Below are 12757 nucleotides of genomic sequence, written 5' to 3' on the forward strand. Positions count from 1 at the left end.
CGGATCCCGGTCTGGGCGCCTTATGCATATTTGCATGCCATCCGGCAGGGCTGTCTGAGGGCAGGAGGGGAGGGGAGAAGGCAGATACAGGGGCTGGCGGTAAAGTGGACGGTATATGCTGGGATATATGGGTCGTATTTTCAGCCAGGATTCTGTTTTTATGCGAGGACTGTGGTGGTTTACGGATATCGTGCTTATCAATATCTACCTGATCATTACATCGATCCCGATAATAACTGTTGGTGCTTCAGTAACAGCAGCATATGATGCTGCGCGCCGTTCCCAGGAATCCAGAGGGAACCTGACGAGGAATTACTTTACATCGTTCAGGAAGAATTTCGTACAGTCAACAGCTATATGGATCCCTATGGCAGCTGCGGGTGCGCTGCTGGGCTATTCGTGGATATCCTTGCAGATACCCCTGCTTCTGCCTTTCAAAATACTGGCAGCATTCCTGTGGCTGCTCTTTTTCTGGTGGGTCTTCCCTGTGCAGTCGCGTTTCGAGAACCCTGTAGGAAGGACGGTTTCTAATTCCTTTATTTTCGGTATTTCGCATATCATAACAACAGCGGCCATCCTTCTCATCGACACCGCATGCCTGATTCTGGTGTATGTGTCGTATATGTACTGGATACAGTCGCTGTTCTTCCTTATGGTGATGGGACCCGGGATGATGGTCGCACTGCATGTGCCGCTTATTGAGAGGGCATTGCGTGCATATACCGGCAAAAGTGCGCAGACACAGGCCGGCTGAAGCATTTGTACGTGAGGTATTTGTGCAGCGCAGTAAGTGCAGGCAGCTATGAAAGTGCGGTGAAGGATGAGCGGACATATCAGTATAAAAGATGGCCTCCATGCAGCAGCCCGGCGGATCAGGGAGGTCCTGCACAAAGGGGAAACTGCCGTAATACCGACGGATACGGTATATGGGATCATCGCCGATCCGCGGTCGGCTGCTGCAGTCGAGGGGATCTTTGCTGCAAAGCACCGCCCGGCGCAGAAAAGCGTACAGATATTATGCTCGGATATCCGTCAGGCGCAGGATTGCGGCATTATTATACCCCATCTGTATACACGCCTGCTGGCTTGCTTCCCGGCCGGGTCCTTATGCATCGTCTGCCCTGCTTCGGATGGCTGCAGGCTTGCGACCGCAAGGGAGGAAGGCGGTATGCGTACACAGGCTGTACGTTTCCCTGCTGGCAGAAGCCTGCAGTACCTGCTGGAAACAGCCGGCCCTGTAGCCGCATCAAGTGCCAACCGTTCAGGGGAAGCATCGGCAACAGATGTGAAACAGGCGGAAGATGAACTGGGCGAGACTGTATCGCTGTATGTAGACGGGGGGAGTACCCCGGGAGCTGCAGCCAGTACTGTTGTATCCCTGGACAGGGCAACTATGCTGCGGATCGCAGAAGGGGAGGATGCCGATACTTCCCAGGCAAAGCTTGACGTGCTGCGGGAAGGCGTTATCAGCGCGGAAGATGTGGCCGCGGCCATGCGCACTGTAATGAGGTCACAGTAAAATTATAACGTCCGTCATCTTTCAGGAGGTCCGCCCCGATGCGCGTATATATTTTTATAGCTGCTATCGCAGGCGGTGTCACATGGCTGGTGACCCCCTTGGTCCGCCATATAGCCATCCGCTGGGGGGCAGTCGGCGAAGTCCGTTCACGTGATGTGCATACAGTGCCGACACCCCGTATGGGAGGGCTGGCGATGCTTATCGGGCTTGCTGCGGCGCTTCTTTTTGCCAGCAGGCTCCCTTTTGTATCCAGCCTGTTCCAGGATAACAATGTTATCTGGGTAGTACTTCTAGGGGCTTTCCTCGTTTGCCTTCTCGGGATCATCGATGATATTGCCGACCTTGACTGGATGCTTAAAATGGCCGGCCAGCTCCTTATCTCAGTCTTTGTTTCTGTTGGCGGACTGCAGATAGTAATACTGCCGTTCGGCAACAGCCTGCTGACAGCATCCCCAAGCCTGTCTATGGCAATCACTGCATTCCTGCTTGTAGCATCGATCAATGCGGTGAACTTTGTGGACGGGCTGGACGGCCTGGCTGCCGGGATTGTGGCGATTGGCGGCATTGCTTTCGGCGCGTATTCTTATATCCTTGGCAGGAACTCAGCGAGCTATGCTTCTGTGGCGACCCTTCTGGATGTTGCCCTTGTGGGCATATGCACGGGTTTTCTGCTGCATAACTGGCATCCTGCAAAGCTTTTTATGGGCGACGCCGGCTCAATGCTCCTGGGGTATCTGATCACCTGTGCGTCCATTATGATGACAGGCCGGCTTGACCCGTCAGCCGTCCATGCCAGCCTTTATCTGCCTTTGTTCATGCCTATTCTTTTGCCCATACTTGTGCTGTTCCTCCCTGTGCTGGACATGGTCCTGGCTATAGTGCGGCGGGTGAGCAGGGGACAGTCCCCCATGCACCCTGACCGTATGCATCTGCATCACCGCATGCTTCGCATAGGGCACAGCGTCCAGTCTGCAGTGCTTATCCTGTGGGCGTGGGCTGCGCTCATTTCATTCAGCTCAGTAATGACTATTTTTGTCCGGGTCCGGTACGTGCTTATTGGTGCAGGTATTGCTGCGGTACTCCTGACAGCCGCTACGCTGGCGCCATATTATAAACGGAAGCGGCATGAAGGGGGCAGCAATAGCCCGGATAAAGCTGGGGACACGGCTGCGGATGGCAAACTTGGCCGTGGAGGCGGACGGCAGCTCCACCGCGCCGGGCGAGGGGACAGGGGACATGCTGTTTACGGCCTGCATGGGCGTCCGGATAATAATAGCGGTAATGGAAGGCATGCCGGCACCGGGGATATCGCCCGTACGGCGGCAGATGAAAGTGTTCCTGCTGCGGGGGCACGGAGGTATTCATACTATGGCTCAGACAGATAATGATGCCAACAGCAGGGCGGAAGGCATAACCGCCCCCCACGGGCATATTCCGGAGGGTAGCACAGCAGCGGGGCCGAAAACCGATATCAGCATCCCCGATGGCAGCAGTTTCAGGTACCCTTTATCCCATGCGCTTATTCCTGTGATGAAATGGTCAGCCGGCGTTTTCCTGGCTGCATCAGCCATATGCATTGCTGTATCGTTCACTATGAAAGGTACGGCAGGCCTGTGGGGTGCCATATGCGGGGCCGTCATCGTTGCCGTTTTCAGTGAGATGACCCCTGCAAGCGTGATACTGCTGGAAAGGATAGGCCTGAAGGGCCGGGCATTCACTGCCGGGTTCATCATTATATGGGTGTTCAAAGTCATAACAACCGTCCTTCTCTGTTTTATTATGCTGCGCCTTGCCCCTCTGGATACACAGGTGTTTGCGCTTACTATCCTTATATGTGCCGCACTGGTTACCCCCATCAATGTTTTCGGGGTGGCCCGCGCCAGGGTGCCTTATGTTGACCCGCATTCAGGCGCGGACGGTTAGGCAGGAAGCGGAAGGCGCCCGGGCAGGTCTCACCATGCGAAATGGACGAAATATCGTATGCTGTTTCGTCATACCGCTTTTCTAAAGTTATGTTATGGTTTTTGATATCTTTAATAATCATCCTTCAGAACAGTATTCACCATTGCCCTCACCTTTTGAGAAACTCGGGCTTGCTTATGATGATGTGCTCCTGCTCCCTAACGAATCTGATGTTATCCCCTCTGAAGTGGACACGACTACGCGGCTGACGCGCAATATTACAATGAAATCGCCGGTGCTTTCTGCCGCTATGGACACAGTGACTGAATCACAGATGGCTATTGCTATGGCCCGTAACGGCGGTATCGGTGTCCTTCACCGCAATTTGAGCATTGAAGACCAGGCGAACCAGGTCGATATTGTTAAGCGCAGCGAATCCGGCATGATCTCCGACCCTCTGACGGTATCCCCGGATGTGACTCTGGCGGATCTTGACAAGCTCTGCGGGACTTACCATGTATCGGGGCTGCCGGTTATTGATGATGAACGCCGCCTTGTCGGCATCATTACGAACCGGGACATGCGTTTCATCGACCCTGCGGATTACGAAAAGCTCCGCGTCCGCGATGTTATGACAAAAGAGGGGCTTATTACAGGGCCTTCAGCAATTTCAAAAGAAGATGCGCATAAGATCCTTGCTGCGAATAAGATCGAAAAGCTCCCGCTGGTTGACGGCGAAGGAAAGCTTACCGGCCTTATTACTGTCAAGGATTTTGTTAAAACGGAGCAGTACCCGGATGCGACGAAAGACAGCCAGGGGCGTTTGCGCGTTGCTGCTGCAGTAGGGTTTTTCGGCGATGCATGGCAGCGCTGCACTGCCTTAGTGGAGGCCGGGGTAGATGTGCTTGTAGTCGATACTGCCCATGGCCATGCCAGGCTGATGCTTGATATGATCGCCAGGCTGAAAGCTGACCCTGCATTCAGCGGTGTAGATATTATCGGCGGCAACGTGGCTACGCGGGAGGGGGCACAGGCGCTGATCGACGCAGGCGTTGATGCTGTCAAAGTAGGTGTGGGGCCGGGATCCATCTGCACAACACGTGTAGTGGCAGGCATTGGCGTACCGCAGCTGACCGCTGTCTATGACGCATCCCTGGCGTGCCGGCCTGCGGATATCCCGCTTGTGGCTGACGGAGGCATCCATTATTCAGGCGATTTTGCCAAAGCCATCGTAGCAGGTGCAGAAACAGTAATGCTGGGAGGCCTCCTTGCCGGGACCGAAGAAGCCCCGGGGGAGAAAGTGCTCCTGCACGGCAAGCAGTACAAGGTCTATCGGGGGATGGGCTCGCTTGGTGCTATGGCCCCGCGCGGGAAGAAGAGCTATTCCAAGGACCGCTATTTCCAGGCTGATGTATCCAGCGGGGATAAAGTAGTTCCCGAAGGCGTGGAAGGCGAGGTACCTTACCGCGGACCGCTGGGGTATGTGCTTTATGAACTTGTGGGAGGGCTCCACCAGAGTATGTTCTACACAGGGTCGCGCACTATCCGGGAACTGCAGGAAAAAGGGCGCTTTATACGGATCACCGATGCGGGCCTGCGGGAATCCCACCCGCATGACATCGTCATGACCAAGGAAGCCCCTAACTATACAGGATTCCATGAATAAAGCGGGTTGGGCCAGTCAGGATGAATGCGCATAAACTGCGCTGAAAACAGGGGTGCCGCACGCCATAAAGTGTGCAGCACCCCTGTCTGTATCCGGTACCTGTAAAACTATTCGATAATATCAACACTCTCAATGAATACAGGTTCCAGCGGGGCGTCGCCGGCATCAGTCTCAACCGAATCGATCGCATCGACAGTTTTCTGGGAATCAGCATCGGTGACCTCGCCGAAAATAGTGTGGTGCCCATCCAGCCATGGGGTTGGGACAGTTGTTATAAAGAACTGGGAACCATTGGTGCCGTGGACAGCGCCATCAGGGCCGCGCCTGCGTCCGGCATTAGCCATAGCGAGGATATATGGCTTATCGAATTTATGGCTGTTGATCTCGTCGTCGAATTCGTATCCGGGGCCGCCTGTGCCGTTCCCCAGAGGGCATCCGCCCTGGATCATGAAATCCTTGATGATACGGTGGAATGTCAGGCCGTTATAGAAAGGCTCAGTGTGCTTCATGCCGTCAATAGGGTCAGTCCATTCTTTGGTGCCTGCGGCAAGGCCGGCGAAATTGGCAACTGTCTTCGGCGCATCATCGCTGAAGAGCTCAACAGTGATATCGCCGCAGGAAGTATGGAGTACAGCTTTCATAGTGATCCTTTGTGTAGTTTTGATATTACTGTTTCAGCATAACCCAGGCTGTGGTATCTTGCGGGAGGCTTCCGTCGTCTTCAAGCCGCGATGAAGTGAGGATAACATCCCCCGAGGGGAGTTTTGCAGGGCTGCTGCTGAAGTTAGTCACCGATGCCCAGCCATTTGCGCGTCTGTAGGCGATGACGCCTCCCTCAAGCCCGTCTGCGCCGTCAGGCCTGCCGCTCGGCATATCTTCATCAAGCCATTCCAGGGAGGTGACAGAGCATTGCAGCTTATGGCGGAGACGGAGCACACGGCGGTAGAAATTGAGCATTGATGTGCTGTCCTGCTCTTCACTGTCCACAGCAAAATCCTTGAACCATGCGGGCTGGGGCAGATGAGGGGGCGCGGCGCTGTGTGCAGGGGAAAAGCCGAAAGAGTCCATGTTGCCGGCAGTCCACGGAAGGGGGACACGGCATCCGTCGCGCCCTTTATTCAGCTCTGAATGACGGGTATTGGATGCTACCGGGTCTTCCAGGCGGTCCCAGGGGATATCGGGAACTTCGAACAGGCCAAGCTCTTCACCCTGATAGATATATGCCGATCCCGGCAGAGCCATTTCCATCATGATGGCTGCCCGGGAACGCTGCGCACCGGCTTCACGGTTTTCAGCGTACGTTTTGCCGCCGCGCAGTATCCAGTCAGCAGCAAACTGGTGGTAATCGGCTGAAGGCACCTGGGGCAGTGCGAACCGTGTAGCATGGCGGGGGATATCATGATTGCTCAGGACCCATGTGGCCGGCGAATGTGCACGCCGGGATGCAGCCAGCCCCTCCTCAATAGCTGTGTGGAACTGGTTCCGTGACCAGTCGGCTTTAGCAAACTCAAAATTGAATATCTGCCCAAGCTCATCCCCGCTTGCATATAAATACTGGCGGTCAGGATTGACCCATGCTTCGGCCACAGCGAAACGGTGAGGGGTATATTCGTTGAATACTGTGCGCCACTCGCGGTAGATATCATGCACTTCGTTGCGGTCGAACAGCGGGTGCGAACCGTCCGCGGGCAGCTGCATAAGGACCGGATAATCATCGAGGTCGTCCCTGTCAAGGTCTTTGGCGAGCCCGTGCGCCACATCTACGCGGAACCCGTCAGCTCCGTGGCTGCTCCAGAACCTGATAGTCTTTATGAAATCCTCATGGACATCGGGATTATCCCAGTTCCAGTCCGGCTGCTGTTCAGTAAAAAGATGCAGGTACCACTGCCCGTCCGGTACACGGGTCCAGGCAGACCCTCCAAAATGGGACTGCCAGCCGGTGGGCGGCAGCTGCCCATGGTCGCCCCTGCCATCGCGGAAAATATATCTGTCCCTCTGCTCCGATCCTGGCGGGGACTGGAGGGCTTCTATAAACCATGGATGGCGGTTGGACGAATGGTTAGGCACTATATCAACGATCACTTTGATGCCATGCCTGTGTGCAGCCTGTGCCACATCATCGAAATCCGCGACAGTCCCCAGGCGGGGGTCAACATCACGGTAATCATCTACGTCATACCCGCCGTCCGCAAGCTGCGACGGATAAAAAGGGCTGAGCCAGATGGCATCCACACCAAGGGACCCCAGATATCCCATACGCTCCGCGATCCCGCGCAGATCGCCGGTCCCGCTGCCGGTACTGTCGGAAAAAGACCGCGGATATATCTGATAGATCACCGCCTGCTTCCACCAGTTATCAGGATCCGACATATCGATCTGTTCGCCGTGTATATACCGGCTGCTGCCTGCCTGCTCTGCCATCCTGCCTGTCCTGTCTGCCTTGTCTGCCTTAGCTCTGCCCTGTGCTGCCGGCCTGTTTATAATGGATCAATAAATACAGATACTAAGGATACCGTAACGGCAGCCCTTCCCAGTACATCTGCGGAATCAGCCGTATGCCTGCACCGCAGTGTGTTTAGCGGTATATGCTAAAATGGCCTGTTACGCTTTTATCAGCAGAAAGGTAAGGAACGGGAGGTGCATAATGGCAGTAATCAGCCATGCAGTACACAGTGATAACCAGATATTCACACCGGAAGGCTCCAGGCTTATATGGATAGACTGCGAGATGACAGGGCTGGATATTGGCCATGATGAGCTGTGCGAGGTCTCTGTTGTGCCCACAGATTTTAATATGAAAGTCCTCGATAGGGGAATCGACCTGGTGATAAAGCCGTCCCAGGAAGCCATTGACCATATGGATGATTTTGTGCGCGAAATGCATACGTCATCGGGGCTTATCGCCGAGATGGAAACGGGGCTGCCCCTTGAATCGGCACAGGAACAGGTGATTGAATACGTCCGGCAGTTCCTTCCTTCCGAAGGGCAGGGCAAAGCGCATCTGGCAGGCAACACTATCGGGTCAGATAAGAAATTCCTTGACCGTTTCATGCCCGGCCTTATGGAACTGCTGCATTACCGTACTATTGATGTCAGTACGCTTAAAGAGCTTTCCCGCAGATGGTATCCGTATGTGTATTCCAACCGCCCTGTCAAGCACGGGGGGCACCGTGCGCTTGCAGATATCATTGAATCTATTGATGAGCTGCGGTACTACCGCGAGATGATGTTCGTGCCTGATCCCGGCCCGACATTCGACCAGGCCGCGCAGGGATGCGCACACGTTGAGGGGACAAGCCTCCTGCGGGAATATGAGCAGGAGGGCGATCCGCTCACGGACCGGTCGTCAGCTGAAAAGAAAGATTATTAAGATCATCCGGGCTGCTGGAACGCGGGGGTTTACGCGCCCGGCATACGGTAAAACGGAACAGAGGGCGGCAAACTGGAACAGTCAGAAGCGCTAACGATCCTTTCGTCCGGTGTGCCGGTGTTTCTCACTGGTGCGCCGGGATCCGGCAAAACATATGTGCTCAACCGTTTTGTGGAGATAAGCAGGCAGGCTGGCAAAAACGTTGCCATGACGGCGTCAACAGGTATCGCATCTACCCATATCAACGGGCAGACGGTCCATTCCTGGAGCGGCATAGGGATGGATACTGTGCTGACCCCTGAAGTCCTTAAACGGATCAGGACCCGAAGGCGCAGAGCCATCAAAGAAGCAGATATCCTCGTCATTGATGAGGTCTCCATGCTGCATGCGTGGCTGCTGGATATGGTCGATGAAGTCTGCAGGGCAGTCAGGCGCGTTGATGAGCCATTCGGCGGCATACAGGTAGTCCTTGCCGGGGATCTGTACCAGCTGCCGCCGGTAAGCAGGGGAAAATACCGGACTGATCCCGTTGCCGAAGATGAAGCTTTTATGAGGCAGCGCCAGCGTTATGCTGCTGCGGGAAAAGATCCGGAAGGCTTTATCACTGAGGCGCTGTGCTGGGATACGCTGCATCCGGCAGTCTGCTATCTGACCGGCCAGTACCGCCAGGATGACGGCCAGCTGCTGTCTGTGCTGACAGATATCCGTCGGGTGGAGGTCAGCCAGGAAGACTGTGATATGCTCAGTTCCCGTGTAGGGGTGATGCCTCCACCGGACCGCAGCGCCGTCCACCTTTTCCCTGTCAACAGTGCGGCAGATACCCTGAATATGAGCAAGCTGGCGCATATTGACGGGCAGGAGCATACGTTTATCGCGGAGTCAGGCGGTTCTGCGCAGCTCGTGCGGCAGCTGAAAATGAATATGCTGGCACCTGAAAGGCTGGTATTGAAAAAAGGTGCTGCAGTGATGGCGCTGCGTAATGATGCCGACCGGCGGTTCGTCAACGGCTCATTAGGGGAAGTAGTTGGGTTTGCGGATAAGAAAAAGGGCGGATATCCCATAGTCGAATTTGAAAATGGGCACAGCGCAGTGATGGCGCCGGCAAACTGGGAGATCGCTGACGGGGAAGCTGTTCTGGCAGTTGTTACGCAGGTTCCCCTGCGCCTGGCATGGGGGATAACTATCCATAAATCCCAGGGGATGACGCTTGATGGTGCAGTAATGGACCTGCGGCATACCTTTGCCCCGGGAATGGGATATGTAGCCCTGTCACGTGTTGAATCACTGGGCGGGCTTTATCTGATGGGGATCAGCAGCAGGGCATTTTATGTATCTGAACAGGCTGTCTATGTGGATTCCCGGCTCAGGCAGGAGTCCACGGAGGCATCTGCACTGCTGAGGGAAGAGGGTGCAGAGGGTTTTGCGCGGCAGTATGCCCGGGCTGCAGCAGATATGGCATCCCAGGACAGGATAGGCAGCAGATCTGGCCAGGGGGAGCTGTTTTAAGCTTCAGCAAAGCAGCGCAGTACTGGGCGCTGTTTTGGGGACTGACGAATACGGGTCCGCTGTAAACCCGGGAACCGGAACCTCAAAATTGTCTATAAACCTCCGTAATGTGTGGAACTATGAGTTCTCAAGCATTACGTATGTCTACGCTGTTCCTGCGCACTTTGCGCGACGACCCTTCCGACGCTGACGTTGATTCAGCGAAACTCCTCATACGTGCAGGATACGTGCGCAAGATCGGGCCGGGGCTATATTCTTGGCTGCCGCTGGGGCTCCGTGTGCTGAACAGGATCGAAGCTATTATCCGGGAAGAGATAAACGGCATAGGTGCCCAGGAAGTCCATTTCCCCGCGATGATGCCGCGTGAACCATATGAGATGTCCCACCGCTGGGAAGAATACGGCGACAATATTTTCCGCTTCAAGGACAGGCACCAGGCCGACTACCTTCTTGCCCCCACGCATGAAGAGATGTTTACCCTTATGGTCAAAGATATGTACACATCTTACAAGGACCTGCCGGTGACCCTGTACCAGATACAGGGCAAATACCGTGACGAATTCCGCCCCCGCGCAGGTATGATCCGCGGACGGCAGTTTATTATGAAAGACGGGTATTCTTTCAATATCGATGAGGAAGGGCTGAAACAGTCATACGCGGAGGAACGCGCTGCCTACGAAAGGATATTCAGGCGCCTCGGCGTAGATTATGTGATCGTGCATGCAGTGTCGGGCCCGATGGGAGGTTCCGAATCTGAAGAATTCCTTGCCCCTATGGGGATTGGTGAAGATACTTTTGCCCTTGCCCCCTCAGGCAAAGCATGGAATGTAGAGGCATTGACCACCCCGCATATGGAGGATCTCGATTTCAGCTCCGTGCCTGCAGCCCAGACAAGGGATACCCCCGATTCGGCAACTATCGATGCGCTGGTCAGCCAGTTCAATACCCTGTACCCGCGCCCGGACGGCAGAGGCTGGGAAGCAGCTGATACGCTGAAGAACGTTATTATTGCGGTCAAACATCCTGAAGGTGAGCGGGAGCTCGTTGCAGTGGGCGTCCCGGGGGACCGGCAGGTCGATATGAAACGGCTCGAAGCAAGTTTCTCCCCGGCTGAGATAGAGGAAGCTACGGCTGAAGACCTGCAGGGGCACCCCGAACTCGTGAAGGGGTATATAGGCCCGGGTGCGCTTGGACCGCAGGGCAGGGCTGCCGGCAATAAGGATGCGGTGCGGTATCTGATCGACCCCCATATTGTGCGGGGTTCTGTGTGGATTACCGGTGCTGACAGCGAAGGCATGCATGTGCAGAACCTTGTCTACGGCCGCGACTTTGAAGCTGACGGTACTGTTGAGGCAGTGGAAGTGCGCCATGGGGATATGAGCCCTGACGGAAGCGGGCCGCTGAGCTTTGAGCGCGGAGTTGAGATCGGGCAGGTATTCCAGCTTGGGCTGAAGTATTCCAAAGCAATGGGCCTCAATGTCCTCAACCGGGACGGCAAGGCCGTCCCTGTGTGGATGGGCTGCTATGGTATTGGTGTTTCCCGGGTGATGAGCTGTATCGCAGAACTGCATCATGACGATAAAGGACTTATATGGCCCCGGTCTGTGGCGCCGGCACAGGTGCATATAGTTGCAACAGGAAAAGATGATAGGGCATTCGCTGTTGCTGATTCACTGACAGGGCAGCTGGAAGAGGCAGATATTGAAGTGCTGTACGATGACCGGCCTAAAGTTTCCCCCGGTGTCAAGTTCAAAGATTCCGAACTTCTCGGCATACCGCTTATCGTTGTTGCCGGCAGGGATACAGCAGATAATGGCACTGTGGAGATCCGGGACCGTGCAACCGGTGAAAAGGCTGTTGTCCCGGCGGAAGATGCTTTAGGTGTGATATCAGATATCCTTGCTGATGCATAGCAGCAGGATCTGTCCCATGCGGCAGGTATACGCGGTATACGCTTAGGTATATACATACACATATATACAATATGTGCGTACCTTTTTGTACACAGGGGATGTGGAAAACCCGAATGTGATGGACCATTCGACCACATCCCCTTTTCTTTTTTGCCTTCCTGCTGCTTTCTGAGAGATAGTGGAGTTACCGCACCGCAAGGGCAGATAATGAGACTTCTGCCGGCGGTAATAAAACATCAGGATTGGAGATGGTATGGTACAGCAAACTGCTGTGACGATCGTCGGATATGTAGGGCAGGAACCCAGGCAGGTATCAGCAGATGATACGCCGCCTATCTGCAGGTTCCGGGTAGCATCCACCCGCAATTACTGGAACCGTAAAGCCCAGAAATGGCAGGAATCCTCAACAACGTGGATGGATGTGAGGTGCTACCGGGAGCTGGCCGGCAACGTTTTGACGTCCGTGCATGTGGGGGATCCGGTAATCGTTGCCGGAAGCCTGACCACTGATCAATGGGAAAAGGACGGGCAGCGCCATTCGGCAACTGTCCTTGATGCTGCAAGCATAGGGCATGATCTGGCTTTGGGACGTTCCGCTTTTGTCAGGATAAAGCGGTCGGATAATGACCCTGCACATGATGCAGCAGCTGACGGGCTGCAGGATGGGGACCGTGGAACACCGGACCCTGAGCAGGACCATGGCATAGATGATCAGGATGGCAGCGGAAACGTATCCGGGAAGGCCAACGTCGGCCCTTCAGAAGATACATCCGGTGAGTTTTCTGTCCCTGATGAGCTGGAGGAGGTGGGAACAGCAGTATAACAATACATGAAGGTAATTCGTCTTTTCGTATGCGAGTGATACATAAGAGGGGGATGGC

The 12757-nt window shown here is 54.9% G+C and carries 11 protein-coding genes; 9 read left to right on the forward strand and 2 right to left on the reverse strand.

What is annotated here, in order from left to right; translation table 11 throughout:
* Positions 1-127: 127 nt before the first annotated feature.
* From ABKA16_RS02215 to guaB, 5 genes are all read left to right on the forward strand, one after another.
* The gene (locus ABKA16_RS02215) at positions 128-754 is read left to right on the forward strand and encodes a YesL family protein (RefSeq protein ID WP_380999274.1); all 627 of its coding nucleotides are present in this window, start codon (positions 128-130) and stop codon (positions 752-754) included.
* Positions 755-820: 66 nt separating this feature from the next.
* The gene (locus ABKA16_RS02220; RefSeq protein WP_380999271.1) at positions 821-1519 is read left to right on the forward strand and encodes an L-threonylcarbamoyladenylate synthase; all 699 of its coding nucleotides are present in this window, start codon (positions 821-823) and stop codon (positions 1517-1519) included.
* Positions 1520-1557: 38 nt separating this feature from the next.
* A complete protein-coding gene (locus ABKA16_RS02225; RefSeq protein ID WP_380999268.1) occupies positions 1558-2904 on the forward strand; it encodes a glycosyltransferase family 4 protein in 1347 nt (448 codons plus the stop codon).
* Complete coding sequence (locus ABKA16_RS02230; protein ID WP_380999265.1) at positions 2888-3442, forward strand: hypothetical protein; 555 nt, start codon at positions 2888-2890, stop codon at positions 3440-3442. The genes ABKA16_RS02225 and ABKA16_RS02230 overlap by 17 nt, the downstream gene beginning before the upstream one ends.
* A gap of 94 nt (positions 3443-3536) precedes the next feature.
* Positions 3537-5087: an IMP dehydrogenase gene (guaB, locus tag ABKA16_RS02235; protein WP_380999262.1), complete on the forward strand. Its 1551-nt coding sequence runs from the start codon at positions 3537-3539 to the stop codon at positions 5085-5087.
* Positions 5088-5194: 107 nt separating this feature from the next.
* Here guaB and ABKA16_RS02240 read toward each other — a convergent pair whose 3' ends face one another.
* Together ABKA16_RS02240 and ABKA16_RS02245 are read right to left on the reverse strand one after the other, a co-directional pair.
* Entirely contained in the window at positions 5195-5728 is a 534-nt protein-coding gene (locus tag ABKA16_RS02240; RefSeq protein WP_380999260.1) for a peptidylprolyl isomerase, read from the reverse strand.
* A 25-nt stretch (positions 5729-5753) separates the two neighbouring features.
* Complete coding sequence (locus tag ABKA16_RS02245) at positions 5754-7508, reverse strand: glycoside hydrolase family 13 protein (protein WP_380999257.1); 1755 nt, start codon at positions 7506-7508, stop codon at positions 5754-5756.
* A 223-nt stretch (positions 7509-7731) separates the two neighbouring features.
* On the opposite strand from ABKA16_RS02245, the gene orn reads away from it, so the two are divergent.
* From orn to ABKA16_RS02265, 4 genes are all read left to right on the forward strand, one after another.
* On the forward strand, positions 7732-8457 hold the full coding sequence (gene orn / locus ABKA16_RS02250) for an oligoribonuclease (protein WP_380999254.1): 726 nt from the start codon (positions 7732-7734) through the stop codon (positions 8455-8457).
* A gap of 72 nt (positions 8458-8529) precedes the next feature.
* Positions 8530-9963 carry a PIF1 family DEAD/DEAH box helicase gene (locus tag ABKA16_RS02255; protein WP_381000130.1) on the forward strand — a complete coding sequence of 478 codons (1434 nt, stop codon included), beginning with the start codon at positions 8530-8532 and terminating at the stop codon, positions 9961-9963.
* 119 nt (positions 9964-10082) lie between these two features.
* Positions 10083-11876 (forward strand): proline--tRNA ligase, encoded by a 1794-nt coding sequence (locus tag ABKA16_RS02260; protein WP_380999251.1) that lies wholly within the window; start codon positions 10083-10085, stop codon positions 11874-11876.
* Between the two features lie 253 nt (positions 11877-12129).
* Entirely contained in the window at positions 12130-12699 is a 570-nt protein-coding gene (locus ABKA16_RS02265; protein ID WP_380999248.1) for a single-stranded DNA-binding protein, read from the forward strand.
* Positions 12700-12757 lie beyond the last annotated feature (58 nt).

It is taken from the genome of Scardovia wiggsiae (genome assembly GCF_051045985.1).
In the GTDB taxonomy this organism is placed as follows: domain Bacteria; phylum Actinomycetota; class Actinomycetes; order Actinomycetales; family Bifidobacteriaceae; genus Scardovia; species Scardovia wiggsiae.

Bases quoted from the DNA above. Each gene is read 5' to 3' on its own strand.
- ABKA16_RS02220 (WP_380999271.1), top strand. From the start codon at position 821: ATGAGCGGACATATCAGTATAAAAGATGGCCTCCATGCAGCAGCCCGG.
- ABKA16_RS02230 (WP_380999265.1), top strand. From the start codon at position 2,888: ATGGCTCAGACAGATAATGATGCCAACAGCAGGGCGGAAGGCATAACC.
- ABKA16_RS02260 (WP_380999251.1), top strand. From the start codon at position 10,083: ATGAGTTCTCAAGCATTACGTATGTCTACGCTGTTCCTGCGCACTTTG.
- ABKA16_RS02240 (WP_380999260.1), bottom strand. From the start codon at position 5,728: ATGAAAGCTGTACTCCATACTTCCTGCGGCGATATCACTGTTGAGCTC.
- ABKA16_RS02265 (WP_380999248.1), top strand. From the start codon at position 12,130: ATGGTACAGCAAACTGCTGTGACGATCGTCGGATATGTAGGGCAGGAA.
- ABKA16_RS02215 (WP_380999274.1), top strand. From the start codon at position 128: ATGGGTCGTATTTTCAGCCAGGATTCTGTTTTTATGCGAGGACTGTGG.
- orn (WP_380999254.1), top strand. From the start codon at position 7,732: ATGGCAGTAATCAGCCATGCAGTACACAGTGATAACCAGATATTCACA.
- guaB (WP_380999262.1), top strand. From the start codon at position 3,537: ATGGTTTTTGATATCTTTAATAATCATCCTTCAGAACAGTATTCACCA.
- ABKA16_RS02245 (WP_380999257.1), bottom strand. From the start codon at position 7,508: ATGGCAGAGCAGGCAGGCAGCAGCCGGTATATACACGGCGAACAGATC.
- ABKA16_RS02225 (WP_380999268.1), top strand. From the start codon at position 1,558: ATGCGCGTATATATTTTTATAGCTGCTATCGCAGGCGGTGTCACATGG.